Annotated in this window: 25 protein-coding genes; 12 read left to right on the top strand and 13 right to left on the bottom strand. The window is 67.7% G+C overall.

Features of this window, described 5'->3' with window-relative positions; translation table 11 throughout:
* Window positions 1-8: 8 nt before the first annotated feature.
* Window positions 9-1079, top strand: coding sequence for a DUF7064 domain-containing protein (locus tag BN3385_RS08260; protein WP_059016056.1), 1071 nt, complete (start codon window positions 9-11; stop codon window positions 1077-1079).
* A gap of 64 nt (window positions 1080-1143) precedes the next feature.
* On the opposite strand, the gene BN3385_RS08265 is transcribed toward BN3385_RS08260, so the two are convergent.
* From BN3385_RS08265 to BN3385_RS08280, 4 genes are read right to left on the bottom strand one after another with little or no spacing between them, the layout of a single operon-like run.
* Complete coding sequence (locus tag BN3385_RS08265; RefSeq protein ID WP_059016057.1) at window positions 1144-1980, bottom strand: oxidoreductase; 837 nt, start codon at window positions 1978-1980, stop codon at window positions 1144-1146.
* 1 nt (window position 1981) lies between these two features.
* Window positions 1982-3235 carry a DUF1214 domain-containing protein gene (locus BN3385_RS08270; RefSeq protein WP_059016058.1) on the bottom strand — a complete coding sequence of 418 codons (1254 nt, stop codon included), beginning with the start codon at window positions 3233-3235 and terminating at the stop codon, window positions 1982-1984.
* A gap of 5 nt (window positions 3236-3240) precedes the next feature.
* Complete coding sequence (locus BN3385_RS08275) at window positions 3241-4422, bottom strand: sulfotransferase family protein (RefSeq protein WP_059016059.1); 1182 nt, start codon at window positions 4420-4422, stop codon at window positions 3241-3243.
* Window positions 4423-4427: 5 nt separating this feature from the next.
* Complete coding sequence (locus BN3385_RS08280) at window positions 4428-4871, bottom strand: nuclear transport factor 2 family protein (protein WP_059016060.1); 444 nt, start codon at window positions 4869-4871, stop codon at window positions 4428-4430.
* 116 nt (window positions 4872-4987) lie between these two features.
* Between BN3385_RS08280 and BN3385_RS08285 the strand changes: the two genes are divergently transcribed.
* Window positions 4988-5878 (top strand): SDR family NAD(P)-dependent oxidoreductase, encoded by an 891-nt coding sequence (locus BN3385_RS08285; protein WP_059016061.1) that lies wholly within the window; start codon window positions 4988-4990, stop codon window positions 5876-5878.
* Between the two features lie 52 nt (window positions 5879-5930).
* On the opposite strand, the gene BN3385_RS08290 is transcribed toward BN3385_RS08285, so the two are convergent.
* Window positions 5931-6221, bottom strand: a complete 291-nt coding sequence (locus tag BN3385_RS08290; RefSeq protein ID WP_059016062.1) for a WhiB family transcriptional regulator — start codon at window positions 6219-6221, stop codon at window positions 5931-5933.
* Between the two features lie 365 nt (window positions 6222-6586).
* Here BN3385_RS08290 and BN3385_RS08295 point away from each other — a divergent pair, with 365 nt between their 5' ends.
* The 3 genes from BN3385_RS08295 (at window position 6587) to BN3385_RS08305 (ending at window position 9398) form a co-directional block, all read left to right on the top strand.
* Window positions 6587-7402 carry a hypothetical protein gene (locus tag BN3385_RS08295; protein WP_059016063.1) on the top strand — a complete coding sequence of 272 codons (816 nt, stop codon included), beginning with the start codon at window positions 6587-6589 and terminating at the stop codon, window positions 7400-7402.
* Window positions 7403-7489: 87 nt separating this feature from the next.
* Complete coding sequence (locus BN3385_RS08300) at window positions 7490-8071, top strand: sigma-70 family RNA polymerase sigma factor (RefSeq protein WP_059016064.1); 582 nt, start codon at window positions 7490-7492, stop codon at window positions 8069-8071.
* Window positions 8064-9398: an anti-sigma-D factor RsdA gene (locus tag BN3385_RS08305; RefSeq protein WP_059016065.1), complete on the top strand. Its 1335-nt coding sequence runs from the start codon at window positions 8064-8066 to the stop codon at window positions 9396-9398. The genes BN3385_RS08300 and BN3385_RS08305 overlap by 8 nt, the downstream gene beginning before the upstream one ends.
* A gap of 17 nt (window positions 9399-9415) precedes the next feature.
* On the opposite strand, the gene BN3385_RS08310 is transcribed toward BN3385_RS08305, so the two are convergent.
* Window positions 9416-9820, bottom strand: a complete 405-nt coding sequence (locus tag BN3385_RS08310) for a DUF5319 domain-containing protein (RefSeq protein ID WP_059016066.1) — start codon at window positions 9818-9820, stop codon at window positions 9416-9418.
* Between the two features lie 100 nt (window positions 9821-9920).
* Between BN3385_RS08310 and guaB the strand changes: the two genes are divergently transcribed.
* From guaB to BN3385_RS08325, 3 genes are all read left to right on the top strand, one after another.
* Window positions 9921-11498, top strand: coding sequence for an IMP dehydrogenase (gene guaB / locus BN3385_RS08315; RefSeq protein ID WP_059016499.1), 1578 nt, complete (start codon window positions 9921-9923; stop codon window positions 11496-11498).
* A 20-nt stretch (window positions 11499-11518) separates the two neighbouring features.
* Complete coding sequence (locus tag BN3385_RS08320) at window positions 11519-12742, top strand: GuaB3 family IMP dehydrogenase-related protein (RefSeq protein ID WP_156432689.1); 1224 nt, start codon at window positions 11519-11521, stop codon at window positions 12740-12742.
* A gap of 71 nt (window positions 12743-12813) precedes the next feature.
* Complete coding sequence (locus tag BN3385_RS08325; protein WP_059016068.1) at window positions 12814-14550, top strand: GMC oxidoreductase; 1737 nt, start codon at window positions 12814-12816, stop codon at window positions 14548-14550.
* Here the strand turns inward: BN3385_RS08325 and BN3385_RS08330 are convergent.
* On the bottom strand, window positions 14534-15529 hold the full coding sequence (locus tag BN3385_RS08330; protein ID WP_059016069.1) for an alpha/beta hydrolase: 996 nt from the start codon (window positions 15527-15529) through the stop codon (window positions 14534-14536). The genes BN3385_RS08325 and BN3385_RS08330 overlap by 17 nt on opposite strands.
* Before the next feature lie 63 nt (window positions 15530-15592).
* Between BN3385_RS08330 and guaA the strand changes: the two genes are divergently transcribed.
* Complete coding sequence (gene guaA / locus BN3385_RS08335) at window positions 15593-17161, top strand: glutamine-hydrolyzing GMP synthase (RefSeq protein WP_059016070.1); 1569 nt, start codon at window positions 15593-15595, stop codon at window positions 17159-17161.
* A 71-nt stretch (window positions 17162-17232) separates the two neighbouring features.
* Here the strand turns inward: guaA and BN3385_RS08340 are convergent, their stop codons facing one another.
* Window positions 17233-18117: a fructose bisphosphate aldolase gene (locus BN3385_RS08340; protein ID WP_059016071.1), complete on the bottom strand. Its 885-nt coding sequence runs from the start codon at window positions 18115-18117 to the stop codon at window positions 17233-17235.
* A gap of 178 nt (window positions 18118-18295) precedes the next feature.
* On the opposite strand from BN3385_RS08340, the gene imuA' reads away from it, so the two are divergent.
* Entirely contained in the window at window positions 18296-18982 is a 687-nt protein-coding gene (gene imuA' / locus BN3385_RS08345) for a DnaE2-dependent mutagenesis accessory factor ImuA' (RefSeq protein ID WP_059016072.1), read from the top strand.
* A 31-nt stretch (window positions 18983-19013) separates the two neighbouring features.
* Window positions 19014-20552: a DNA polymerase Y family protein gene (locus BN3385_RS08350; protein WP_059016500.1), complete on the top strand. Its 1539-nt coding sequence runs from the start codon at window positions 19014-19016 to the stop codon at window positions 20550-20552.
* Here BN3385_RS08350 and BN3385_RS08355 read toward each other — a convergent pair.
* From BN3385_RS08355 to BN3385_RS08370, 4 genes are read right to left on the bottom strand one after another with little or no spacing between them, the layout of a single operon-like run.
* Complete coding sequence (locus BN3385_RS08355) at window positions 20543-21616, bottom strand: nucleoside hydrolase (RefSeq protein WP_286141690.1); 1074 nt, start codon at window positions 21614-21616, stop codon at window positions 20543-20545. The genes BN3385_RS08350 and BN3385_RS08355 overlap by 10 nt on opposite strands.
* A 48-nt stretch (window positions 21617-21664) precedes the next feature.
* Window positions 21665-23506, bottom strand: coding sequence for an SDR family oxidoreductase (locus BN3385_RS08360; RefSeq protein ID WP_059016073.1), 1842 nt, complete (start codon window positions 23504-23506; stop codon window positions 21665-21667).
* A 31-nt stretch (window positions 23507-23537) separates the two neighbouring features.
* Complete coding sequence (locus BN3385_RS08365) at window positions 23538-23939, bottom strand: acyl-CoA thioesterase (protein ID WP_059016074.1); 402 nt, start codon at window positions 23937-23939, stop codon at window positions 23538-23540.
* Between the two features lie 24 nt (window positions 23940-23963).
* On the bottom strand, window positions 23964-24671 hold the full coding sequence (locus BN3385_RS08370; protein ID WP_059016075.1) for a histidine phosphatase family protein: 708 nt from the start codon (window positions 24669-24671) through the stop codon (window positions 23964-23966).
* A 92-nt stretch (window positions 24672-24763) separates the two neighbouring features.
* Here BN3385_RS08370 and BN3385_RS08375 point away from each other — a divergent pair, with 92 nt between their 5' ends.
* The gene (locus tag BN3385_RS08375) at window positions 24764-25633 is read left to right on the top strand and encodes a MaoC family dehydratase (protein WP_059016076.1); all 870 of its coding nucleotides are present in this window, start codon (window positions 24764-24766) and stop codon (window positions 25631-25633) included.
* 23 nt (window positions 25634-25656) lie between these two features.
* Here the strand turns inward: BN3385_RS08375 and BN3385_RS08380 are convergent, their stop codons facing one another.
* Window positions 25657-26391, bottom strand: a complete 735-nt coding sequence (locus tag BN3385_RS08380) for a VIT1/CCC1 transporter family protein (protein ID WP_059016077.1) — start codon at window positions 26389-26391, stop codon at window positions 25657-25659.
* Window positions 26392-26405 lie beyond the last annotated feature (14 nt).

Raw genomic sequence — 26405 nt, forward strand, 5'->3', positions numbered from 1 at the left:
GAATTTCTATGGCAATAGATTTGACCGGTGGTATCGATCCGACACGGGAGTTGACGTTCGACGCCGCACCCACGGATCCACTGATGCGCGATTCGGTGAGCTTCTGGGTATTCGACGATCGAGGTGAACTCGGATTCCCGAGAGTTGGCATCGAGGCGGTGGGGGCGAACTGGCACTCCCACTCGGTGCAGGTCAACGTGGCCTTCCCCGACGGACGAGTGTTCCGCATTCGCGACGACGCCCCGAGTCTTCCCGCTGCCGGAATCGACGGCGCTCCACGGGTGCTCGGCGCTGGCCCGCTGGCCTTCACCTGTGTCCGCGAATTCGACACGTGGACAATGGTATTCGATGGTTCTCTGGTGCAGACCAGCTCAGCAGATCTGGTCGCTGGCCGTAAGACTGGGCCGATGGCCGACGTGCGCTTTGAGGTGCAGGCCACGCTCGCTGCGCCGCCTTGGGTTCAGGGGTCGCTACAAGCTGACGCCGCCGAGTCGCTGAACAGCTCGATAACCGGCGATCTCATGGGGGGACCGCGCTACGAGCAGCTCTTCCGCGCTACCGGGACGCTGAGTGTCGGCGCCGAGCAGAATGCCTTCACCGGTACCGGATTACGCATTAAGCGGCAGGGCATCCGCAAGCTGGAAGGGTTCTGGGGGCACTGCTGGCAATCCGCGCTGTTTCCCAGCGGCCGTGGTTTCGGGTACATCGCCTATCCGCCGCGGCCGGACGGTCAACCGACTTTCAACGAGGGTTACGTCTTCGCCGGAGACGGAGCACTGATCCCAGCCCGCGTCGTCGACGCACCGTGGCTGCGCAGACTGCAACCGCTCGGTGAGGATGTCTCGGTGGTGCTGGAAACCGCACGCGGCGTTGTGCATATCGAGGGGCAGACGGTTCTGTCCACCCATGACATCACCGACCCACGCAGCGTGTCCCCCGAGAAGCTAGAGGCAATGGCCAACTGGACATTCCCGGCACTGCAACAAGCCGGTGCGCGCTACACATGGGACGGCGAAACGACCTACGGCATGCTGGAGCGATCGATCCCGACCGACCAACTGGAGCCGCTGCAGGCGTAGGGACGCGCACCGTCGCTCATTCAAGGGTCGCGCCGGCTCGAGACGGTCATCGGGCATGCCCGTTCTACTGCCCGGGTGGGAAGTTCACATTCTTGGTGACCGCTTCCCATTCGTCGATCGACGCCAACAGCGCTGCGATCTTGTCGCGCACCGCCTTCAGGACGTCACGACCGAGAAGTAGTCGTAGCGGCGGCTCGTCGAGCGCCGCCAACATCAGCACCGCTTCGGCAACCTTGCGGGGGTCACCGGGCAGATGGTTCGCGAACTCCTTGATCAGAGTCTTGCGGGTACCGACATTGTCTTCGTACTCACTGATCGGCGCGCCGGATTCCCACATTGAGCGGGTCGCCCAATCGGTGCGGAACGCGCCCGGTTCGACAGCGCTCACCTTGATGCCGAATGGCTTAACCTCCTGGGCTAACGCCTCGGTCAGCGCTTCCAGAGCGAACTTCGTCGAGGAGTAGTACGCATTCGGGGGATTGGCCACCAGACCGGTCATCGACGAGATGTTCACGATGTAGCCGGATCCGTTGGCACGCATGCCGGGCAGGACAGCCTTGATCGTGTCGACGACGCCGAAGTAATTGGTGTCGAACAACTTTCGGACCTTGTCGTCTTCACCCTCTTCCACGGCGGACAGGTAGCCGTTGCCGGCATTGTTCACCAGGACATCGATTCCGCCGAACGCGTCGTGCGCGGCCTTGACCGCGTCGGCGATCTGCGTCTTGTCCGTCACGTCCAACGGCACGGCGACCGCGCGGTCGCCGAACCCGTCGACCAGATCGGCCACCGTCTCGGTACGGCGCGCGGTCACCACGACAGAGTGTCCTGCTTCCAGGGCCGCCTGCGCGATTTCACGCCCGATTCCGGTGGAGCACCCCGTGATCAACCAGCGGCTCATATCAGTTCGTCCCTTCCGGAAGCCGGCGCAGATACGCTGCGCGACGGTTGGCGAGTTCGGCGGCACGCTCCCGCTCGGACACGCGACGAAGACCAGGCACCTCGTGCTCGAGCTTGTCCAGTGCAACGACTTGTCCGCGTGCGCCGAGATCCGGAGTCGGCCCCTCCGGCCCGAACTCGGCCATCCGCAGGGTCAGAATTCCTTCACGCAACCCGTCGGAGTCGATCCAGTTGGCGACGCCGGGATCGGTGGGGGAGATGACGTAGGTATAGGTGCCGTCGTCGTTGGCGACCGATTGGGCCTTGTTGAGGCTGCCGGTGCGGTCGACGATGTCCAACGTCGTACCCCAGATATTGCTCAGGGGAACGGTGAAGTATTCGGCGCCGCCGTCGCTGACGTCGACGACAAAGGCCTCACCGGGCGCCAGGTCGAAGCGACCCATCACATACACCTGGTTGCGCATCGCACCGACTTTGTCCGCCGACCAGGCGAGATTGAAGTGGTTCGGCGGCATCTTGTAGACGCCGTGGCTGAGTTTGCCGGTGAAGTTGGCGAAGTAGGCCATCATCTCGGCCGTCGCGTCGGCCTGTTCGTCCAGCGTGCGGGCGGGGGTGCCCGGTGTTCCACCCAGCCGCTCCACGGTGAGGTGGTTGGGGTCGTCGACGCCCCAATTCAACAGCACGTCGCGGATGTAGAACTCGTGGGCCGCGGCAGTGGTCTGAACATGGTTCGGCCGATCATCTGCCGGGTCGGAATCGACTGTGATGACGAACGATCCGTCGGAATCGACCTCCATGGTGCGGCCGTTGAGGACCGCGACAGTGCCCATATTGGCGTCCCAGAGAGTGAAGTAGTTCTCAGTCATGCGATTCTTGCCAACCCGGCCCCTGATCTCGTAGCGCTCGTCGCCCGAGATCGGGATGACGCGGTACACGCTGTCGGGATTGTCGATACCCCAACGTGATCCAGGAATCGCACGCCCACCCACGGGGTGACCAAGGCGGGTGATGCAGGTGACTTTCGGTCGCAGCTTGTCCTGATTCGACGACCACACCGCCGCCGAGAACATGACTTCGGCGAAGGCATCGTCGAATACGCCACGCATTGCCTCTGATGCTTTGGCGCGGCCGAGCCAGTTTTCGGCAACCTGCTGGTAGGCCGCGCGCACCGTCGGGTGTTCCATGAGATCGAGGGCCGCCAACTCCTGTTCATGTTGGGAGGGTGTGGCTACCGGATGATCTGCGTCGGTGAACATCGTCGTTACCTCGAACTCTCTGCATGGGGACGGAACCGGGCGTTGTAGGTGGCGAATCGTTCGTTGATCTGGCTATCGCTGAGCTGGAAGTCTGCGGCGGCGTAGGGCGGTCGACTCGTCTCACGGGGTCGATCACTTAGCCAGCGGCGCATGGCGGCCTCGGCGGACGCGCTCAGCGCAAGATTGATCGCGTCATAGACGCGGCTCACCTGGCCGATGGGATCGGCCACGGCGTCGATGAATTCGATATCAGTGCAGCGCGACGACTCGTCGGACCATTGCGAGCGCACCGCCATCGCGCGGTCATTGGTCCAGCCCATCCTCTCGAGCCACTCGGCGCCGACCTGGCGGCGGTCCACGCGGTCGGAGTGCATCGCGTGCAACGTGGCGTTGAGACTGGCTCCGGAGGCGATCGTGTCCCGGGGATCACGGTGCATGTGGACGATGTGCAGATCCGGGAACTGGGCCCGCAGCACGTCGAGGTAGCCCAGGTGCGCGGGAGATTTGAGCACCCATCGTTGCGCGGTCCGGCCGCACTGCCGCTTCTGCCACTGCAGGAATTGCAGCATCCGATGAAGGTAGGTGTAAGCGGGCGTGAAGTCCTGGGTGTCGATCCAGGCCCGGTACTCCGGTACGTGGGCGCCGGACTCCGGGACGTGCGACAGGAATGCGTCCGAGAGAAAGACGATCTCTTCTTCGGGTTCGCGGGCGTGCATCGGGTGGATGGCGAAAAGCTCCGGAGTCAGTTCCCGCGACACGGCTTCGCGTTTCTCGCTGATCGCGATCCGGGGGTCGTCCTGAGGGGACCACTGGTGGTCCAACTTTGGGGCAACCTCGACCACTTCCCAGCCGTAGGCACAGTGGAATCGGTCATCGGCAGCCAGCAGTCGCTGAAGCAGGGTGGTTCCGCTGCGCATCATTCCGACGACAACGATCGGTGCGACGATCTTCTCGTCCAGGATTTTCGGGTGTCGCCGGAACCACTCCTGGGCACGGAGGCGCATCCGCAGGCTGTGAACCAGACCGGAGCGCAGGATGTGGACACCGACGTCGTTGAGATCGGCCGTCGCATAGCTGTGGGCGAGCACCGTCAGAGGGGTGTGAAAGCTCAGCGGGCCCCAGTCCTGCAGGTCTTCCTTGCGCTGTGCCTGCGCCGTCAGCTCGGTGACATCGAATGGCGTGCTCACGACCCTCAGAACTTCAGATGATGGCTGGTGTCGCCGACCTGGTCGACGAACATGATCCGGGTGTCGAACCACCACTGTCCGTCGAGTCGATGGAAGGTGTCGCGATAGTGGCCGGTGACGATGATCTGCAACGGCAGATCGGGTGTCGCCTGGGTGACGCTGTAGTAGGAGCGGGCTTCGGCTCGGTCGGCTGCCTCGTCGACGTAGATCTGGACGTTGGTCGTGTGGTGCCGGGTCTTGGGTGTGCCGTCTTCATAGAGGCGGGTGGCCATGCCGTACATCCGTCGGACCCCGGCGACCCCGGCGAAGATCGCTTCGGGCGGCGGCTCTTCCATCGCGGTGATGCGCCCGTGCGTGAAGAGCTCGGCGACCCCGTCGAGTTCTCCGCCGTCGAGGAGCTCGGCGTAGCGGTAGATCAGGTTCTCGATCTCGCGGGCGCTGTCACTCATTCCATTAGCCCCTCTTCATTGCAAAGTTAGGCAATGTGACCGGAATTACTGAGTATTGGTCGTAGGTAATCAGCTGAAGCCTGTTGTGTCAACCATCCGATAGCTATCCTCGCCGCGTGACTTCGGAATGGTCGGTCAGCCGTCTCGGTGACCTCAGCGGCACGCGCATCATCGTGACGGGTGCTACCAACGGCGTCGGTCTGGCCACCGCACGCGCCCTGGTCCGGGCGGGCGCACACGTCATCATGGCCGTGCGCAACGTCGAGTTCGGCGCTCAGCGCGCCGCCGAGATCGGCGGGAGCACCGAGGTCGTCAAACTCGACCTCGCCGACCAGGCGTCGGTGCGGGCGTTCCCCGGCCTGTTCGAGGGTGACGTCGACATCCTCATCAACAACGCCGGCATCGTCACCACCACCCGCAGCGAGACGGTCGACGGTTTCGAGACGATGCTCGGCACCAACTTCCTCGGCCCGTTCGCACTGACCAATCTGCTGTTCGAGCGCGTCCGCAAGCAGATCATCAATGTCGGATCCGACGGTCACAAACAGGGCACCTTCGCGTTCGACGACCCGCACCTGCGGACCAGCACGTGGTCGTCGTTCCCGGCCTACGCCCGCTCCAAGCTGGCCGTGATGCTGTGGGGGCTCGAACTCGACCGGCGGCTACGGGTGGCGCGCTCGCCGGTGATCAGTCAGCTCACCCACCCGGGTTGGGTGGCATCCAATCTGTCCAATGTTTCCGACAAGCGGGTGATGGCCGCTTTCCACACCATCGTGCAGTCGGCGGCCAACCGGTTGGGCAACGACATCGACGCCGGTGCTGCGACCACGCTGTACTGCATCAGCGAGCCGATCCCGCCCGGCAGCTACGTCGGAATCGATAGCCGGCTCGGCCTCAAGGGCGGACCGACGTTGGCCGGACGGTCGGGCAATGCGTGCAGCTACGACGACGCCCGTCGGCTCTGGACCTTCGCCGAGAAGGAGACGGGGACAACGCTTCCCGTGTGACAGCAAGAGGCCCACCCCGGTCGGGATGGGCCTCTTGTGATGTTTGCTGTGATCAGGCGGTGCGACGGATACCGCGCTTGAGCAACAGTTCGCGCTCCGATTCGCTCAATCCGCCCCAGATGCCGTAGGGCTCGCCGACGGACAGTGCGTGCGAACGGCAGTGGGCGATCACCGGGCAGCGCCGGCACATCTCCTTGGCGCGCATCTCGCGCTGCGCACGGGCGCGGCCGCGCTCACCATCAGGGTGGAAGAACATGGACGAATCGACGCCCCGGCAAAGTCCTTGCATCTGCCAATCCCAGATGTCGGCGTTGGGGCCGGGTAGCTGCTGCGGCTGTGGCATTGGAAAACCCCTCTCCCCGCGCATCTTTCGAACGCGTGAGTTGTGGAACCGATCCGAGCCTGTCGCCGATGACTACTCGTGCCCACAAAATTAGGGGTGGCTTGCAAAGCGAGTCAATAGCCGCGTCATGTGCTCAATCACATAACAGCAGCTTGAGAATTTACATCACGTTCATCATTGCGACCCACCGGCGCCGGGTGAGGTGCTAACTCCGCCAGGCCCGATGTGACACTTCCGTGATTTACCCAGGATGGCGCGCCCGGGATTTCCTAGCGATCTATAGGTAGTTGACATGCACGTAACACGGGGACCACAAACTGTTAACTGACGTCTTTGTTGGTTCGGATTGATAGCGTCGCCCCCAGATGACTTCCACCACGTTAACCGCCGCGGCGTTCGGCCGCGATCCGGAATGCTGGCCGCTGCCCACCGCGCACACGCCCGAGGAGCTGTGGCTGCGCGCTGTCGCCGCCGGCGCTCAAGGTCACTACAGCGGCGCCCGCGCCGACCTCGATGCGCTGCGCCGCATCCGGCCGGCCGGACCGCTGGCGTCTCTGGCCATGAGTACGCATGCCTCATTCCTGCGTCAGCTCGGCGGTCACCGGCTGGCCCGCGGCTGGGACGGACGGGCACTGGCACTGGCGCACGTCGCCCACGACAGTCCGCACACCCTCGAGGCGCGCGTCGATGCGCTTGTCGGACTGGCGGCCGACGCCCTCGGCGTGGGTCGGCTGGCCGTCTCCCAGGTCCTGCTCGACCGTGCCGCCGCTGCGCTCGACGGAGCGGACGCGTGGCCGCCGCGGCTGGCGATCCGGCTGGCGTGGGTGCGCGCCGAACTGGCCATGGCCGGCGGCCGGGGAACCGACGCGCTGAACCATGCCGAGCACGGGGTCGAGCTTGCCGAGGCGGCCCTGCCGGCGCTGCGCCGGCACCGCGTCAAAAGCGATGTCGTGCTCGCCGCCGCGCTCTGCAGCGCGGGCTTGCCGGAGCGCTCCCGGGCGGTCGCTGATGCGGCGCTGGACGACACGCTGACCCACGGACTGGTCCCGTTGCGCTGGGCTCTGGCGTGTCTACTTTTCGATATCGGAAGTACAACGCTTACGTCACAGCAAGTCTCGGCAATCCGAGACGAATGTGCCGCCACGATCACGCGGCGCGGTGGTCAGTGGTGCCCCGGCTAACGCCCGATCGCCAGGCTGGGCCGATATTGTCTAGCTCAATGGCTGCCAGGTAGAGCCCGCTTCGTAACGTTGGAGATATCGCCGTCGATGACAATTCCAGGAGATCGTCTCGACGCCGCCGTTGCTGAGGCTGTGGCCGGTAGTCGGGATGCGCTCCGGGAAGTGGTAGAGACCATTCGCCCCATCGTGGTCCGGTACATCCGGGCTCGCCTGGGGACCACGGAGCGAGTGGGCCTCTCAGCCGATGACGTCGCACAGGAGGTTTGCTTGGCCGCCATTCAGGCGCTGCCGCGCTACCAGGATCAGGGTCGCCCCTTCCTGGCCTTCGTGTACGGCATCGCTGCCCACAAGGTCGCCGACGCTCACCGCGCCGCGGCCCGTAACAAGTCCGACCCCACTGATGTGGTGCCGGAGCGGTACTCGCTGGAAGCGGGTCCCGAACAGATGGCGGTCCAGGCCGATACCTCGGAGCGGATGAACAAGCTCCTGCAGATCCTGCCCGAGAAACAGCGCGAGATCCTGATCCTGCGCATCGTGGTGGGGTTGTCCGCCGAGGAGACGGCCGACGCCGTCGGCAGCACCCCGGGTGCGGTGCGGGTCGCCCAGCACCGGGCACTGGCCAGGCTGAAAACCGAGATCACCGCGACAGGCGGTGCCGACTATGCCTGATTTCGGACGCAACTCCCGCAACGACGACCCGTCGCTGGACGCCATCGTGCGCAGCGACCAGTTCATCGAGGCCCTGGCCACCGGCCGTCCGGTGGCCCCCCAGGACCAGGGCGATGCCATGCTGGCGTCGCTGCTCGGGGAATGGCGCGACGAGATGCGCTGGCCCCCGGCCACCGGTCTGATCACCGAACGCGATGCAGTCACCGCGCTGAACGCCGGCATCGTCGAGAAGCGCAACCAGCGCGCCTCCGGTCCGGCACGCAGCCGACGCGGCCTGAGCATCGTCGGCGCCGCGGCGGCCGGCGTGCTGGCTGTCGGCGGCTTCGGTGCTGTCGTCTACGGCGCCGGACCTGGCGATGCGCTCTATGGGCTGCACACGATGTTGTTCGGCGAGCCCACGAATGTCCGCGAGGACCAGGTCGCCCTCGCCTCCGCCGCCGAACAGCTCAAACAGGTTCAGCAGCTGGTTGAGCAGGGCGACTGGCCAGCGGCCCAAGCCAAGTTGGTCGAGGTCAACAACCAGGTGGCCGGAGTCGCAGACGCGCCGCAGAAGCAGCAGGTGCTCGAGCAGTGGAACGAGTTGGCCGCCAAGGTCGTGGAGAAGAACCCGGAGGCGACGGTCCCGCCGGGCATCACCTTCACCGTGCCGCCGTCGGCCACCGAGCTGGTGCCCGCGGTCGTGACGCCGTCCGACGGCCCGGAAGTACCGCCGACCAGCGTGCCGACCCTGCCGCCGATCACGATCTCGACCACCCCGGGAGAGTCCAGCGCGGTCGGTGGTCCGGGACCGTCGGACACCCCGACGTCGAGCACTGAAACCACCTCGCCGGCCTCGCCGTCGTCGACGACGACCGCACCGACGACGACGGTGCCGCCCACGACCGCCACATCGGCCGCGCCGACCACGTCCTCGGCGCCGACCACCTCGTCAGCGCCGTCGACGACCACCGCCGCCCCGACCACGACGGCCGGTACCACGCCGACGACCACGACTGCGGTGACCACGACGGCGGCGCCCGCCGCGACCACCACGACGACCAGTGCGGCCGCGGCCGCGCAGTCACCGGCTGCGGCGACCACTACATCGGTGCTGGTAGAGCAGTCGGCGACCACGGCAGCACCGACGGCGGTAGCTCCGACCACGGTCGCACCCGCCATCACCGCACCGCCGGCCGCGTCGATTCCGAGTGCCGTCGCGACGGTGCCGTCCACGGCGGTTCAGGCGCCCAAGACCCAGCCGCAAATCGTGATTACCACCACTGTGGTGCCGATGCCGGTGTTGCCCCAGCTCGGGGGGAGTGGAGCCAGCCAGAGCGGCGCCGGCTGATCACGCCTGAGGTGACGTCAGCGGAAGCCGTCGTAGTCCGAGGTTGCCTCGTTCAGTGAGGCGTCGGCGTAGCCGCGGCAGTAATCCCACGTGGCGTAGGCGTCGGGCTCGGGATCATAGGCCGGCTCGTGCGGTCGCACCGTGCCGTCGACGAGAAGCTGAAGTAGGTTGGCGCGCAACATATCCCAGTCGTGGTAGTGGTCCTGCTGGCATTCGTCGCAGCACACCACCAGCCCGCGGATGCCCTTATGGGCGAGCAGGGCCTCATAGACCGCAAGGTCGGCGAGATCGGCTTCCACCGCGGCGCGCTCCTGGGGGTCCAGAGGCTGGCCGGGCTCCAGTGCATCGAGCGCCGCAGAGGGATCGCACGGGTCGTCGGCGAACGGATCTGGCGGCAGGCCTGGTGGAAGGTGGTCGCGCACGCCTCCACACTAGTCAGCACGGCGGGTATCGCGCCAGGGAACGCAACCCCGAGCCGATAGGATGGGGCTCTCATTCCGCCAGCTGATGGGGGCCTCACCGATGTCCATTGCCGAAGGCAGCACCGGCCGCATCGACGGCCTCGCCGCGCGTCTGTCAGGCCTGGTCGACGACCCGGTCTTCACCGGCGGTGATGACCCGAACAAGGTCGCGATGCTGGGCCTGACGTTCGACGATGTGCTGCTGCTGCCGGCCGCCTCGGACGTCGTGCCCGCCAACGCCGACACCTCCAGCCAGCTCACCAAGAAGATCCGGCTGCGGGTGCCGCTGGTCAGCTCGGCCATGGACACCGTCACCGAGGCCAGGATGGCCATCGCGATGGCCCGCCAGGGCGGGATGGGCGTGCTGCACCGCAACCTGTCGATCACCGAACAGGCCGGCCAGGTCGAGATGGTCAAGCGCTCCGAAGCCGGCATGGTCACCGACCCGGTGACCTGCTCGCCGGAGAACACCCTGGCCGAGGTCGACGCCATGTGTGCCCGGTTCCGGATTTCCGGCCTGCCTGTGGTGGATGCCCAGGGTTCACTCGTCGGCATCATCACCAACCGCGACATGCGCTTCGAAGTCGACATGAGCAAGCCCGTCTCCGAGGTGATGACGAAGTCGCCGCTCATCACCGCGCAGGAGGGGGTCAGCGCCGACGCGGCCCTGGGACTGTTGCGCCGCAACAAGATCGAGAAACTTCCGATCGTCGACGGCCACGGCCGGCTGACCGGACTGATCACCGTCAAGGACTTCGTCAAAACCGAACAGCACCCGCTGGCCACCAAGGACAGTGACGGCCGTCTTCTGGTCGGGGCGGCCGTCGGTGTCGGCGACGACGCCTGGGACCGCGCGATGGCGCTGGCCGACGCCGGTGTCGATGTGCTGGTGGTCGACACCGCACACGCCCACAACCGCCTGGTGCTGGAGATGGTCGGCAAAGTCAAGGCCGAGGTCGGGGACCGCGTCGAGGTGATCGGCGGCAACGTCGCCACCCGCAGCGCGGCGGCCGCCCTCGTCGAGGCCGGGGCCGACGCCGTCAAGGTCGGGGTGGGCCCCGGCTCCATCTGCACCACCCGCGTCGTCGCCGGCGTCGGGGCCCCGCAGATCACCGCGATCCTGGAAGCCACCGCCGCGTGCGCACCGCACGGGGTGCCGGTGATCGCCGACGGCGGTCTGCAGTACTCCGGTGACATCGCCAAGGCGCTCGCCGCGGGCGCCTCCACCGCCATGCTCGGCTCGCTGCTGGCGGGCACCGCCGAGGCGCCGGGCGAATTGATCTTCGTGAACGGAAAGCAGTTCAAGAGCTACCGCGGCATGGGGTCGCTGGGCGCCATGCAGGGCCGCGGCGCGGCCAAGTCGTATTCCAAGGACCGCTACTTCCAGGACGACGTGCTCTCCGAGGACAAGCTGGTGCCCGAGGGCATCGAGGGCCGGGTGCCGTTCCGCGGCCCGCTGGCCACCGTGATCCATCAGCTCACCGGCGGTCTGCGTGCGGCCATGGGCTACACCGGTGCGGCGAGCATCGAAGCGCTGCAGCACGCCCAGTTCGTCCGGATCACCGCGGCGGGTCTCAAAGAGAGCCATCCGCACGACATCACGATGACCGTCGAAGCTCCCAACTACTACGCCCGCTAGGGGTCCACCGGATGCGTGACATGGTTGAAATCGGCATGGGCAGAACAGCCCGCCGTACCTACGAACTCGACGACATCAACATCGTCCCGTCCCGTCGCACCCGTTCCTCGCAGGATGTCTCGACGGCCTGGCAGTTGGATGCCTACCGCTTCGAGATCCCCGTCGTGGCGCACCCGACCGACGCGCTGGTCTCGCCGGAGTTCGCCATCGAACTGGGCCGTCTCGGCGGTCTGGGGGTGATCAACGGCGAGGGCCTGATCGGCAGGCACGCCGACGTCGAGGCCAAGGTCGCCCAGGTGATCGAGGCGGCCGCCAAGGAGCCTGAGCCGTCGACCTCGATCCGGCTGCTGCAGCAGTTGCACGCCGCACCGCTGGACCCCGACCTGCTCGGCGCTGCCGTGGCGCGAATCCGCGAGGCCGGGGTGACCACCGCCGTGCGGGTCAGCCCGCAGAACGCCCAGCTGCTGACCCCGACGCTGGTGGCGGCCGGGATCGACCTGCTGGTCATCCAGGGCACGATCATCTCCGCCGAGCGGGTGGCCAACGACGGGGAGCCGCTGAACCTCAAGACGTTCATCTCCGAACTCGACATTCCGGTGGTCGCCGGCGGTGTGCTGGACCATCGCACCGCACTGCACCTGATGCGCACCGGCGCGGCGGGGGTGATCGTGGGCTACGGCTCGACCTCCGGGGTGACGACCAGCGACGAGGTGCTCGGCATCAGCGTGCCGATGGCCACCGCGATCGCCGACGCCGCCGCCGCGCGCCGCGAGTACCTCGACGAGACCGGCGGGCGCTACGTTCACGTCCTGGCCGACGGCGACATCCACACCTCTGGTGACCTGGCCAAGGCCATCGCCTGCGGCGCTGACGCGGTGGTACTCGGCACCCCCTACGTTCACGTCCTGGCCGACGGCGACATCCACACCTCTGGTGACCTGGCCAAGGCCATCGCCTGCGGCGCTGACGCGGTGGTACTCGGCACCCCGCTGTCCGCGTCGGCCGAGGCGCTCGGTGACGGCTGGTTCTGGCCCTCGGCCGCCGCGCACCCGTCGCTGCCGCGCGGCGCGCTGCTGCAGGTGGCGGTCGGGGAGCGGCCGTCGCTGGATCGGGTGCTCAACGGACCGTCCGACGATCCGTTCGGCTCGCTGAACCTGGTCGGCGGCTTGCGCCGGTCGATGGCCAAGGCCGGGTACTGCGACCTCAAGGAGTTCCAGAAGGTCGGTCTGACCGTCGGCAGCTGAGTTCTGACGGCCGGGTGAACTTAGGGTCGCCTACCTAGTGGTTACTGGCCAGTAAGTTCATACTGGTCGGCATGGAACCGGATTTCGACGTCCTCATCATCGGTTCGGGTTTCGGCGGCAGCGTCAGCGCGCTGCGCCTGACCGAAAAGGGCTACAAGGTCGGCGTTCTGGAGGCCGGCCGCCGCTTCGCCGACCACGAGTTCGCCAAGACCTCCTGGCGGCTGCGGGAGTTCCTGTGGGCGCCGAGACTGGGCTGCTACGGCATCCAGCGAATCCATTTGCTGCGCAACGTGATGATCCTGGCCGGCGCCGGGGTGGGCGGCGGCTCGCTGAACTACGCCAACACCCTCTACGTTCCGCCGGACCCGTTCTTCAACGACCCGCAGTGGAAGAACATCACTGACTGGCGCGGCGAACTCATGCCGCACTACGACCAGGCCCAGCGCATGCTCGGCGTGGTCAAGAACCCCACGTTCACCGACGCCGACCGCATCATGAAGGAAGTGGCCGACGAGATGGGCGTCGGCGACACCTTTACCCCCACGCCGGTTGGAGTGTTCTTCGGGCCGGGCGGCGAGAAGACGCCGGGCAAGACGGTGCCGGACCCCTACTTCGGCGGTGTCGGCCCGGCCCGCACCGGCTGCATCGAATGCGGCGAGTGCATGACCGGATGCCGGCACGGCGCCAAGAACACCCTGGTCAAGAACTACCTCGGGCTGGCGGAAAAGGCTGGGGCACAAGTCTTTCCGATGACCACGGTCACCGGGTTCCAGCAGCGGCCCGACGGCAGCTGGGAGATCCACACCGTGCGCACCGGCCGGTGGGCCCGCAAGAGCGCTCGCACATTCACCGCCGGACAGCTGATCCTGGCGGCCGGCACCTGGGGCACCCAGAACCTGCTGTTCAAGATGCGCGACACGGGCAAGCTGCCGAAGCTCTCCGACAAGCTCGGTGTGCTGACCCGCACCAACTCGGAGTCCATCGTCGGCGCCGGGCGGCTGGAGGCCCGCCCCGACCTGGACCTCACCCACGGGGTGGCCATCACCTCGTCGATCCATCCCAGCCCGGACACCCACGTCGAGCCGTGCCGCTACGGCAAGGGCTCCAACGCCATGGGCCTGCTGCAGACCCTAATGACCGACGGACCCGGCCCACAGGGCAGCGACGTCCCGCGCTGGAAGCAGCTGTTCCTCAACGCCGGGGAGGACCCGCGCGGCATGCTGCGGATGCTCTCACCGCGACGCTGGAGCGAGCGCACCATGATCTCGCTGGTGATGCAGCACCTCGACAACTCGATCACCACCTACACCAAGCGTGGGGTGCTCGGCCTGCGCCGGATCACCAGCAAGCAGGGCCACGGCGAGCCGAACCCGACCTGGATCCCGGTCGGCAACGAAGTCACCCGGCGCATCGCCAAGAAGATCGACGGCGTGGCCGGCGGCACCTGGGGCGAGCTGTTCAACATCCCGCTCACCGCGCACTTCCTCGGCGGTGCGGCGATCGGCGACACCGCCGAGCACGGTGTGATCGACCCCTATCAGCGGGTGTACGGCTACCCGACGCTGCACGTCATGGACGGCGCGGCCATCTCGGCCAACCTCGGCGTCAACCCGTCACTGTCCATCACCGCTCAGGCCGAGCGCGCCACCTCGCTGTGGCCCAACCGCGGCGAGGATGATCAGCGGCCGGGGCAGGGGCAGGCCTACCGGCGGCTGGAGCCGATCGCACCGAAGAACCCGGTGGTCCCGGTCGACGCGCCCGGCGGACTGCGTCACCTGCCGATCACACCGGTCAATTCGGCGGGCTGAGGTACCGGCGCAGGTGGTCGACCACCCCGCGCCGGAAGTCCTGCATCGACGGATGTTTGGCGGCCAGCCCGTCGGCGCCGTGGTACATCCCGGCGACCGTGACGAGCGTGCATTCGACCCCAGCGGCCTGTAGCCGCCCGGCGTAGTCGACCGACTCGTCGTAGAACAGGTCGAGATCACCGACGCCGACCCATGCCGGGGCCAGGCCGGACAGGTTATCCCGACGTGCGGGTGCGGCGTAGTCCGGAGCGTCGGATTCCCTTGGCGGACGGCCCAGATAGGCCGTCCAGGCGAACTGGTTGGAGGCCGGGGTCCACAGGAAGCGGCCCCGCCCGTAATGGTCGTCGCGCAGCGCGGTGCGGTCGTCGATCATCGGGTAGACCAGCACCTGGGCGCGAAGATGGACTCCCTCGTCGTGGGCGCGCTGGGCCACGGCGGCCGACAGTCCGCCACCGGCGCTGGATCCGCTGACGGCAATGCGGTCCGGATCGATGCCGAGTTCATCGGCATTGTCGCGCATCCAGTGCAGTGTTGCCATGCAGTCATCGAGGGCGGCAGGGAACGGATGTTCCGGCGCCAGCCGGTAGTCCGGTGAGACGACGACGGCGTCGACGTCGCGGGCCAGCCGCCCGCTGCCCATCGCCTCACTCTCCGGCGAGCCGATGATCATGCCGCCGCCGTGGATGTAGAGGATCCCCGGCCGGCGCTCGACGGGGGTGTCGGGGGTGAACACCAAAGCGGGCACCCGCCCGTCGATACGCCGCTGCGTCACGGTGACACCCGGCCCTGGCTTGGTGCTGAACCCGTAAAGCCGTCGGGACCACGGCAGCGCGCGGGCGCTGACGTCCATCGTCAACAGCAGCAGCAGCGGATTGCGAAAGCCCGGGGGGACCGCGGCCAGCGCCTCGCGGGTCACCCAGTAGCGCCGCCCTGCCAGCGCCGCGACGCCGACAGTGAGGCCAGCCAGCACCTTCTTCATGGCCGAAGGCTACCTTCGGCCGACCGGGCGGCTGGTCCGGACCGTCGCCACTAGACTGGGGCAGTGACAGCTGAATCCCCTCGTCCTGTCCTGGTGGTCGACTTCGGTGCCCAGTACGCCCAGTTGATCGCCCGCCGCGTCCGCGAGGCCCGGGTGTTCTCCGAGGTCATTCCGCACACCGCGACGATCGAGGAGATCAAGGCCAGGGACCCGCAGGCGATCGTGCTGTCCGGTGGGCCGGCCAGTGTGTACGCCGAGGGCGCGCCGCAGCTCGACCCGGCTCTGTTCGACCTCGACGTGCCGGTGTTCGGCATCTGCTACGGCTTCCAGGCGATGGCTCAGGCGCTCGGCGGCACCGTGGCGCACACCGGCACCAGTGAGTACGGCCGCACCGAGATGGAAGTCCTTGGTGGCGAGCTGCATTCGGGCCTGCCCGGGAAGCAGCCGGTGTGGATGAGCCACGGCGATGCGGTGACGTCGGCCCCGGAGGGTTTCGAGGTCGTCGCCCTGAGCTCCGGTGCGCCGGTGGCCGCCTTCGAGGATCGGTCGCGCCGGTTGGCCGGTGTGCAGTACCACCCCGAGGTCATGCACACCCCGCACGGCCAGCAGGTGCTCAGCCGGTTCCTGCACGACTTCGCCGGCATCGGCGCGGTCTGGACGCCGGCCAACATCGCCGAGACGCTCATCGAGCAGGTGCGCGACCAGATCGGTGACGGCAAGGCGATCTGCGGGCTGTCCGGTGGGGTGGACTCCGCGGTGGCCGCCGCACTGGTGCAGCGGGCGATCGGCGACCGCTTGACCTGTGTGTTCGTCGACCATGGCCTGCTGCGGGCCGGCGAGCGCGCCCAGGTGCAGCGCGACTTCGTCGCGGCCACCGGCGCCCGGTTGGTCACGGTGGACGCCGAAGAGCGCTTCCTGGAAGCACTTTCGGGTGTGCACGATCCCGAAGGCAAGCGCAAGATCATCGGCCGCGAGTTCATCCGCGCCTTCGAGGGCGCGGTGCGCGACCTGCTGGCCGAGGGTGACTCCGACGGCCACCCGGTGGACTTCCTGGTGCAGGGCACGCTGTACCCCGACGTCGTCGAATCCGGTGGCGGCGCGGGCACCGCGAACATCAAGAGCCACCACAATGTCGGTGGTCTGCCCGCCGACCTCAAGTTCAAGCTCGTCGAACCGCTGCGGCTGCTGTTCAAGGACGAGGTCCGCGCAGTCGGCCGTGAGCTCGGGTTGCCGGAGGATATTGTTGCGCGCCAACCGTTCCCGGGCCCGGGGCTGGGTATCCGGATCGTCGGTGAGGTGACGGCGGGCCGGCTCGACACGCTGCGCCGGGCGGATCTGATCGCCCGTGAGGAGCTGACCTCGGCGGGCCTGGACGGGCAGATCTGGCAGTGCCCGGTGGTGCTGCTGGCCGATGTCCGGTCGGTCGGCGTGCAGGGCGACGGGCGTACCTACGGTCACCCGATCGTGCTGCGGCCGGTGTCCAGTGAGGACGCGATGACCGCGGACTGGACCCGGGTGCCTTATGAGGTTCTCGAGCGGATCTCCACCCGCATCACCAACGAGGTGCCCGAGGTGAACCGGGTGGTGCTCGACGTCACGAGCAAGCCACCCGGCACCATCGAGTGGGAGTAGCGGTCACATTGAGATGCACTGAGAGCGATCCGGCGCCGAATTCGCCGCTCTCAGTGCGGTCTCAACTCCAATTAAGTCCTTGAGGCAGCGTCGATTTCAGCGATCGCCGCATCGAGGGTCTTGTCGAATTCGTCATCGCTCTGCTGGGCGGTCAGACCTTCGGTGAGCGCGCGCGAGAAGCTGGCGATCACACCGTGGTTGCGGGAGAGCCGTTCGCAGGCCTCGGCGCGGGTGTAGCCACCGGAGAGCGCGAGCACCCGCATCACGTTCGGATGGTCGACCAGATCGCGGTAGAGGTCGTCGGTGTCGGGCAGCGTGAGCTTGAGCATCACCTGCTGGCCGTCGCCCAGGCCACCGAGGCGATCGATGATGGCGGCTTTGAGCTGGTCCTCAGCGGCGGCCTTCTGTGCGCTGTGGATGTCGACCTCGGGTTCGATGATCGGCACCAGGCCGGCGGCCAGGATCTGACCGGCGACCTCGAACTGCTGGTCGACGACGGCGTCGAGTCCGGCGCCGGGAAGCTTGATGACCGAGCGCATCTTGGTCCCGAAGATGCCCTTGTCCACGGCCCGGGCCAGCAGATCGTCCAGGCCGCCAATGGGTTTCATCACCTGAGCACCGTTCTCTTCGGCGGACAGGCCCTTGTCGACCTTCAGGATCGGCACGATCTTCTTGACGTTCCACAGGTAGTCGGCGGTGGGACGGCCCTCGATATCGCGGTCCATGGTCATCTCGAACAGGATCGCGGCCAGGATGCGGTCACCGTCGAAGCTGGGGCTGGTGATGATCCGGGTCCGCATCTGGTGCACGAGGTCGAACATCTCCTCGTCTCCGGAGTACGCGTCCTCGGCGATGCCGTAGAGCTTGAGCGCCTTGGGAGTGCTGCCGCCGCTCTGGTCCAGCGCGGCGACGAAGCCCGTCCCGCGTGCGATCTTGTCGGCCTGTTCGGTGTTCATCCTTCAATCCTGCGCGCGAACGTCGAGTTGTTGGCGCGAATCAGTCGATGTGACGACATCAAGTCGACGTTCGTGAAGGGCTGAAGATCGCTTGACGCTGTCGGTGGGTGGGTGTTTACTCACAGTATCGAACATACTTTCGAACATAGTGGATCTCGATCGCAGCTGGAGGTGGGCGATGACGGCGGCGCTTGCCCAGGAAAAAGACCCGCTTGACCGCGCTGAGCAGCTACAACAGCTGCGCAAGCAGATGGCGGCGGTATCCGGCAAGGTGGGTGTCGCGCGCCGGGCCGCCGAGCATGCCGACGAGGTCATTCAGGCGTCGGAAAGTTTGCTGCCGATCCCTGAATCGCTGGCTGGCCTACTCCCCGGTGGGTTGCCGCGCGGGGCGGTGGCGGTGGTCTCCGGAGCCCGGTCGCTGCCGGTGAGCATGGCCGCGGCGGTCACGGCAGGCGGTGGTCATGTGGCGGTGGTCGGGGTACCGGATTTCGGCCTGCTCGCCGCCGCGGAGATGGGGGCGGATCTGAGCCGGATCGCGGTGGTCCCCGACCCGGGCACCGATCCGGTCGAGGTGGCCGCGGTGTTGATGGACGGGATGGATCTGGTGGTCCTCGGCCTGGCCGGCCGGACGGTGAGTGCCACCCGTGCGCGGGCGGTCGTGGCCCGGGCCCGGCAGAAGGGCTGCACCTTGGTTATCACCCGAGGGGACTGGCAGGGCGCCTCGATCCGGCTGGACGCCCGGGTGCGCGGCTATGAGGTGACCGCCGGGCGCAGCGGTGTCCCGGTGGCCGGGTGCGGGCGGATCAGCCGGGTGCGGTTGTCGGTCCGGGCCAGTGGCCGGTCGGTTCGATCCAGGACCGGCTGATGTGACCGCCCGGGTCCTGGCGATCTGGTGCATGGACTGGCCGGCGGTGGCCGCGGCGGTGGCTGCAGGGCTGGAGGCCACTGCACCGGTGGCGGTCACCCTGGCCAACCGGGTGATCGCCTGTTCGTCGGCGGCGCGCGCGGCCGGGGTGCGCCGCGGGTTGCGGCGGCGCGAATCGCAGGCCCGCTGCCCGCAGTTGCATGTGGTGGCCGCCGACCCGGCGCGCGACGCTCGCTTCTTCGAGGGCGTAACGGCCGCGGTCGACGAGGTGGTGCCGCGGGCTGAGGTGCTGCGGCCGGGTCTGCTGGTGCTGGCGGTGCGCGGCGCGGCCCGCTACTTCGGCTCCGAGCAGCAGGCCGCCGAACGGCTGGTCGACGCCGTCGCCGCAGCCGGTGCCGAATGCCAGGTCGGGATCGCCGACCAGCTGGCCACCGCGGTGTTCGCCGCCAAGGCCGGCCGGGTGATCGACCACGGCGGAGATGCGCAGTTCCTCTCGGCACTGTCCATCCGGCAACTGGCTGCCGAGCCGAGCCTGTCCGGTCCTGGTCGTGGTGACCTGGCAGACCTGTTGTGGCGCATGGGGATCCGCACATTCGGACAGTTCGCGGAGCTGTCCCGCAGTGATGTGGCCTCCCGGTTCGGCGCCGACGCGGTGGCCGCTCACCGCTTGGTCCGCGGTGAGCCGGTACGCGGACCCTCGGGCCGTGAGATACCGGCCGAACTGGATGCCGTGCTCACCTGCGACCCACCCATCGACCGAGTCGATGCCGCCGCCTTCGCCGGTCGCACACTGGCCGCCACTCTGCACCGCAGCCTGGAGTCCGCCGGTGTCGGGTGCACCCGGCTGGCCATCCATGCCGTCACCGCCAACGGCGGGGAACTGACCCGGGTGTGGCGATGCGCCGAACCGCTGACCGAGGACGCCACCGCCGACCGGGTGCGCTGGCAGCTCGACGGCTGGCTCAATCAGCGCAGACAACAGGACCGGCCGAATGCCCCGGTGACGCTGCTGCGGCTGCAGCCGGTGGAAGTCGTATCCGCCGAGGCGCTTCAGCTTCCGCTCTGGGGCGGGGTGGGGGAGGAGGACCGGTTGCGGGCCCGCCGGGCCCTGGTCCGGGTACAAGGTCTCCTCGGCCAGGAAGCCGTGCAGCTGCCGATGCTGTCTGGCGGTCGCGGTCCGGCCGAACGGATCACGCTGACTCCACTCGGCGATGAACAGGTGCCCCGGGCCGATCCTGATCGGCCCTGGCCCGGCCGGCTGCCCGACCCCGCCCCGACGGTCATCCTCGACGACCCGGTGGAACTGCTTGATGCGCAGGGCAATCCGGTCACAGTGACCGCGCGGGGAATGTTCACCGCGGAACCGGCCCAGCTGGACGGTCAGTACCGGGGCGAGCTGAGGTGGTGGGCCGGGCCGTGGCCGGTCGACGAGCGGTGGTGGGACCAGGCCGAGCAGTCCCGCCCCGGGCGCACGGCGCGGGCACAGGTGCTGATCGGGGAGGAACCGGGCATTGCGCTGCTGCTGTGTTACCGGCAGCGCCGGTGGTATCTGGAAGGGGTCTACGAATGACCCTGCGCCCGGGCGAACGGTCCGACCCGTTCGATGAACCGGTCGAAGAACGCTGCCGGGTCCACGTCAACACCGATGTGCGCGTTGGGTTCCCGGCCCCAGCGGCGGCTCCAGTCGGCGATCGTCATCGCCCGCGTCAGCGTGCCGGTCAGTTCCACATCGACCGTCGCCGCCCGAGTGGCGATAACACCGGGGTCCAAGGCCACCGCCGCGGCCAGTGGGTCGTGCAGATGCGCCAGAAAGCCTTCGCCCTGATCGAAATGGAACTCGAAGTAGAACCGCATCGCGTCCTCGAGTGCCCGGATCAACGGATTGTCGGCCACCGATCGGGTACCCCGGGCATCGAGCACGCTCATCGCCACCGTCGACGATCCAGCCGCGCCGGCCAGCCGGCTCAGGATCGCCGGGGTCAAGGCGATGTTCTCGGTCAGGTTCAGCCCGCACACGATCGGAAGCTGATGCGGTTCAATCGCATTCGCCTCCACAGCCCGCCCCCACGCGGCGAACACCTCGGCGGCGGCCTCCGGATCGACGCTGATGTTCCATTCGGCCACCGGTGTGGTGTTGCCGCGATAGTCGAACGATCCGCCCATGATCACCAGCCGCCGCAGGAGCGTCGGCAGATGCGGGTCGGCGCGCACCGCCAACGCCAGGTTGGTCAGCGGTCCGGTCACCAGACCGATCAGCTCACCGGGCCGGGCGTGGGCGGCCCGGACCCAGGCCTCGGCGGAGTCATACGACGTGAGTTCGCGGCCGTGCGTGGGGAGCTCGGCATAGCCCAGGCCTGCCGGGCCGTGGGTGTCCTCGGCGGTGCGCATGGTGTCGGCCAGTGGCTCGCCGGCTCCCCGGGACACCGGGATGTCACCGGCTCGGCACAGTTCCAGCAGCCCGAGGTTGTTGCGGCAGACCTGGTCGACGTCGACGTTGCCGCCCGTGGAGGCGATTCCGACGAGTTCGGCATCGGGACTGGCCAGCAGATAGACCAGCGCCATCGCGTCATCCACGCCGGTGTCCACATCGGCGAACACGGGCAGCCGCGCTGCGGTGTCCTCGCCCGTCGTCACCGCGGTAACGATACCGGCCGGGTTTTCACGGGGCGGCCAGGCGCCACCTCACCAATGCACGCCGGGCACCAGCCGCACAGCCTGCTTGACCGGCCGGGGCGCACGCACCCGTACGGCCGGGCGGCGCGACCGCGGGCGGGTGGGATTGGCCGCGAGCTGCGGCCGGGTCTCGCCGCGCGCGGCGGGGGAGTCCGGGTAGCCAAGGTAGAGCTGATGCAGCACTCGCCGGGCCAGCTTCGGGGTGAAGTACTGGCCGACATCAGCCAGGGTGCCCAACGGGGTGTCGATGCGCACCGGTTTGTCCACCAGCGCGCGGACCACCATCGCCGCGGCGTGCTCGGCGCTGATGGGTGGCACCGGATTACGCCACCCGGATGGCTCGATCATCGGGGTCTTCACCAGCGGCATGTGGATCGTCGTGAAGGTGATGTTGTCCGAAAGGGTTTCAGAGGCCACCACATCGGCGAACGCATCCAGGGCGGCCTTGCTTGGCAGGTAGGAGCTGTACTTCGGGTTGCGGGCCTGGACCCCGGCGCTGGAGACGTTCACCACATGCCCGAAACGCCGTGCCCGCCAGTGCGGCAGGAGTGCCAGCACCATTCGCACCGCGCCGAAGTAGTTGACCGCCATCACCCGCTCGTAGTCGTGCATCCGATCGGTCGACGCCGTTACCGACCGCCGAATCGAGCGGCCCGCGTTGTTCACCAGGTAGTCGACATGTCCGAAGCGCTCCAGGATCTCGGCGATGGTGCTGTCCACCGACTCGTCGTCGGTGACGTCACAGCTGAACGCATACGCCTGACCGCCCGCAGCGCGGATCTCGTCGACCAATTCCTCGAGTGCGGCACCGTTTCGGGCCAGTGCGAACACCGTCGCACCGCGCTGCGCCACCGCCACGGCCGACGCCCGCCCGATGCCGCTGGACGCCCCGGTGATGATCACGTGCCTGCCCACCAGCGGACCGGCCGGATCGCCGGTACGCGCGCGGCTCGGATCCAGCTCCGCGGCCCAGTAGCGCCACAGCGCCGCGCCGTACGATCGGAAGGGGGGCGGCTCAATACCCTTGGCGCTCAGCACTTCCCGGGCGTGATCGGCGGTGAACTCTGCCGCCGTATCGGCCATGTCGAGTGCCTCCGGGGCCACCCCGAGCTGCGTTGCGGCCATGTCGCGCAACACCTTTGCCCGGCCCCGCGCGCCCAAGAACGGCGCCCCGACACCCCGCGGCAGCGAACCCCGCAGCGGCGGAAGGCCCGCCTCGCGCGCGACCGCGCGATAGACGTCACGCAGGCCAATGGTGTCCTCGCCAATGAGGTGGAACGTCCGGCCGTCGTGGCCGTCAACGTGCATGAGCTTCACCACCGCCTCGCCGACGTAGTCCACCGGCACCACATGAGCACGACCGATATCGGGTAACAGGATCGGCGTGATCGAGGGCAGGGTGGCCAGCCGGGCCAGGACCGGGAAGAAGTGCAAGGGTCCGGCGATGCGATCAGTTTCGCCGGTGCGCGAATCGCCCACGACGGCGCCGGTGCGGTAGATCCGGAACGGCACACCGGAGCTGCGGACCACTTGTTCGGCGGTGAATGCGGCCCGGTGGTGCCGGGTGGGCAACTGCTGGCCCACGTCGAAGTCGTCCTCGGTGTACTGGCCGCGGAAATCGCCGGCCACCGCAATCGAGGACACCTGGTGCAGGCAGGCCCCCGTCGCGCGGGCCAGCTCGACGGCCTCCTCGGTGCACCCCGGAGCGCAGTTCACCACGTGATCCACGGGGCCGGGGTCGTCGCCGGAGAAGGTCTCCCAGACGAGCACGTCAGCGTCGTCGACGTCAGTCAGCCGGGCTGCGACCCGGCGTCCAAGAAACCCGGTACCGCCGGTAACGACATAGCGCATGGGGACATCGTGGTCGGCCCGCAGGCCTGGGTCAAGATGCGGCGGCCATCTCGTCGCGGAACCAGTCCGGCCACTGCTGCTTCTCGAACGTCGTCGCGTCGACGCAGACATGGATCATGGTCGCCTCGGCCACCACGTCCTGGCCGCGCCGGATGACGTAGGTGCTGCGCAGCGAGGTCCGGCCCGGCTGGTCGAGGGTGACCTCGACGACCAGGTCTTCGTCGAAGCCGGCCGGCATCCGGAACTGCAGTTCGGCCGCGGCGACCACCACGTCGATGCCACGGTCCACCAGAACCTGGATGCCCCCGAACAGCTCCCTCAGCGCCTCGGTGTGCGCCATGTCGATCCAGGTCAGGTAATGGCCGTTGAACGCCCGGCCCTGCATATCGCATTCGACGTACCGCACGCGCAGCGGCATGCTGAAGTTGGCCACGCCGAATCCTAGAACGCTGAATTTTCAGAACTGAGTGATGCCGTCCCAATCCACGAGCGTCCACCCGATGACGGGATTGCCGGTGACGACCACGCGGCCGGTGTTGGGCAGCGGGTGGTCCATGGCCAGGCTGTCTTTGGCGTTGCGGACGTTCAGCAGAGTCCACAACATGATCGAGGCGGCGCTGGAGAACGCGACAGGCTTGTTGTCACCGCTCTCGTAGATCCGCTGGACCGCCGAGGTGAACTTGCCGTTGAACTCCGTGCCGCTCACCGAACCGGGGATGGAGAAGTTGGTGAAGCCGCGCACCCAGTCCATTGGCGCCACCATGTAGGTCGCCGCGGCCTTGTCCATGTTCTCGCCGTTGAACCAGCCCGCGGAGATCTCGTTGAGACCGGGCAGGACATTGACCGGCTCGCCCAGCGCCTTGGACATCGGATCCGCCGTCTGCTGGGTGCGGACCATCTCCGAGGCGTAGATGCCGTCGTAGTCATTGCCCTTGAGCCGGTTGGCCAGAGCGCTGGCTTGTTGCTCGCCGGCCGAGGTCAGTGACGGACCGGGCACCGAGGTGTCGATGATCCCGTCCTTGTTGGCCTGGGACTCCGCATGCCGGATGAACGTCAGGGTGATCGTGCGTTCCTTGGGCCCCGACGAGCCACAGCCGGCGACGAGGACGACCGCCATCAATGCGGCGAGGACCGCGATAAGAGATCGGACACGCGAACGTTGCATGCCAATAGCCTGCCTTGTCGGTGGCTTTGGCGTGCGAGATTTTCGGTAGTGCGACTATTGAGTCCTTCATCGAAGAACTCAGGAGCGGCGCAATGGCACTTGACCCCACCGCAATCGGAGCGGTGACCGAACCCCATCTCTACGAGTGGACCGAGCGAGACACCATGCTCTACGCGCTCGGCGTGGGCGCCGGTGTCGACGATCTGGCCTACACCACCGAGAACAGCCACGACATCGCCCAGCAGGTGCTGCCGACTTTCGCGGTGATCTGTTGCACCGGATTCGCCGCCGTCGGCAAGGTCGGTTCGTTCAACTTCGGGATGCTGCTGCATGGCTCGCAGGAGATCCGGTTGCACAAGCCGCTGCCGGCGTCGGGATCGCTGTCGGTGGTCGGTGAGGTGGCCGACATCCAGGACAAGGGCGAGGGCACGAACGGCATCATCATGTTGCGCGGCAAGGGCAGCGACCCCGCCACCGGCGAACTGGTGGTCGAGACGCTGTCCACGGCCGTCATCCGTGGTGCCGGCGGCTTCGGCGGCCAGCCCGGTCAGCGCCCGCCGGCCCCGGAGTTCCCCGACCGGGAGCCCGATGCCCGCGTCGCGATGACCACCCGCGAGGACCAGGCGCTGATCTATCGGCTGTCCGGGGACCGCAACCCGCTGCACAGTGATCCGTGGTTCGCCCGCGAGATGGCCGGCTTCCCGACGCCGATCCTGCACGGGCTGTGCACATATGGCTTCGCCGGCCGGGCATTGCTGGGCGAGCTCGCGGGTAACGACTCGTCGAAGCTGACGGCGGTCGCCGCGCGGTTCTCGTCCCCGGTCTTCCCGGGGGAGACGCTGACGACGTCCATCTGGCGCACCGAGGCGGGCAAGGCCGTCTACCGCACCGAGGCTGCGGCAGCGGACGGCTCCAACAGCCGCGTTGTGCTCGACGACGGCGTCGCCGAATACGTGAACTGATCGCGGCGCCGTCGCGCCGACAGCTAGCCGACCACGCCGCCGACGAGGTGGCCGATGCCGAACGTGATCGCCATGGCCAGCGCGCCGCCGATCACCACCCGCTGGATCGCGCGACCCACGGCGGCGCCGCCCAGGCGGGCGCTGATCCAGCCGGTGAACGCCAGCGCGATGAGCACGGCGACGAAGGTGACCGGGATGCGTGCCGACGGCGGCGGCAACAGGATCGCCAGCAGCGGCAGGATCGCCCCGACGGTGAACGCGATGGCCGACGAGATCGCGGCCTGCCACGGATTGGTCAAGTCGTCGGGGTCGATACCGAGCTCGATGTCGATGTGCGCGGCGAACGCATCATGGTCGGTGAGTTCCTCGGCCACGGTGCGGGCGGTGGCCGGCGAGAGACCTTTGGCCTCGTAGAGCGCGGCCAGTTCGTCGAGTTCCGCGGCGGGTTGGGTGTCCAGTTCGCGCTGCTCCTTTTTCAGCAGCGCCTTCTCGGTATCGCGTTGGGTGCTGACCGAGACGTACTCGCCGACGGCCATCGACAAGGCGCCGGCCGCCAGCCCGGCGATACCCGCGGTGAAGATCGGCCCGCGCTCCACGGTGGCGGCCGCGACACCGACGACGATGCCCGCCGTGGACACGATGCCGTCGTTGGCGCCCAGCACGCCGGCGCGCAGCCAGTTCAGCCTGCTGCCGATGGCGCCGTGGTGCGGCTCGGCCGGATGCAGTTGGGGTTCGGGAACCCCCGATGTCTCGCTCACACGTGAAGCGTAGA

This window comes from Mycobacterium sp. M26 (assembly GCF_001494595.1).
Classification (GTDB): domain Bacteria; phylum Actinomycetota; class Actinomycetes; order Mycobacteriales; family Mycobacteriaceae; genus Mycobacterium.

Bases quoted from the DNA above. Each gene is read 5' to 3' on its own strand.
- BN3385_RS08260 (WP_059016056.1), top strand. From the start codon at position 9: ATGGCAATAGATTTGACCGGTGGTATCGATCCGACACGGGAGTTGACG.
- BN3385_RS08265 (WP_059016057.1), bottom strand. From the start codon at position 1,980: ATGAGCCGCTGGTTGATCACGGGGTGCTCCACCGGAATCGGGCGTGAA.
- BN3385_RS08270 (WP_059016058.1), bottom strand. From the start codon at position 3,235: ATGTTCACCGACGCAGATCATCCGGTAGCCACACCCTCCCAACATGAA.
- BN3385_RS08280 (WP_059016060.1), bottom strand. From the start codon at position 4,871: ATGAGTGACAGCGCCCGCGAGATCGAGAACCTGATCTACCGCTACGCC.
- BN3385_RS08290 (WP_059016062.1), bottom strand. From the start codon at position 6,221: ATGCCACAGCCGCAGCAGCTACCCGGCCCCAACGCCGACATCTGGGAT.
- BN3385_RS08295 (WP_059016063.1), top strand. From the start codon at position 6,587: ATGACTTCCACCACGTTAACCGCCGCGGCGTTCGGCCGCGATCCGGAA.
- BN3385_RS08300 (WP_059016064.1), top strand. From the start codon at position 7,490: ATGACAATTCCAGGAGATCGTCTCGACGCCGCCGTTGCTGAGGCTGTG.
- BN3385_RS08305 (WP_059016065.1), top strand. From the start codon at position 8,064: ATGCCTGATTTCGGACGCAACTCCCGCAACGACGACCCGTCGCTGGAC.
- guaB (WP_059016499.1), top strand. From the start codon at position 9,921: ATGTCCATTGCCGAAGGCAGCACCGGCCGCATCGACGGCCTCGCCGCG.
- BN3385_RS08320 (WP_156432689.1), top strand. From the start codon at position 11,519: ATGGTTGAAATCGGCATGGGCAGAACAGCCCGCCGTACCTACGAACTC.
- BN3385_RS08325 (WP_059016068.1), top strand. From the start codon at position 12,814: ATGGAACCGGATTTCGACGTCCTCATCATCGGTTCGGGTTTCGGCGGC.
- BN3385_RS08330 (WP_059016069.1), bottom strand. From the start codon at position 15,529: ATGAAGAAGGTGCTGGCTGGCCTCACTGTCGGCGTCGCGGCGCTGGCA.
- BN3385_RS08340 (WP_059016071.1), bottom strand. From the start codon at position 18,117: ATGAACACCGAACAGGCCGACAAGATCGCACGCGGGACGGGCTTCGTC.
- imuA' (WP_059016072.1), top strand. From the start codon at position 18,296: ATGACGGCGGCGCTTGCCCAGGAAAAAGACCCGCTTGACCGCGCTGAG.
- BN3385_RS08350 (WP_059016500.1), top strand. From the start codon at position 19,014: ATGGACTGGCCGGCGGTGGCCGCGGCGGTGGCTGCAGGGCTGGAGGCC.
- BN3385_RS08360 (WP_059016073.1), bottom strand. From the start codon at position 23,506: ATGCGCTATGTCGTTACCGGCGGTACCGGGTTTCTTGGACGCCGGGTC.
- BN3385_RS08370 (WP_059016075.1), bottom strand. From the start codon at position 24,671: ATGCAACGTTCGCGTGTCCGATCTCTTATCGCGGTCCTCGCCGCATTG.
- BN3385_RS08375 (WP_059016076.1), top strand. From the start codon at position 24,764: ATGGCACTTGACCCCACCGCAATCGGAGCGGTGACCGAACCCCATCTC.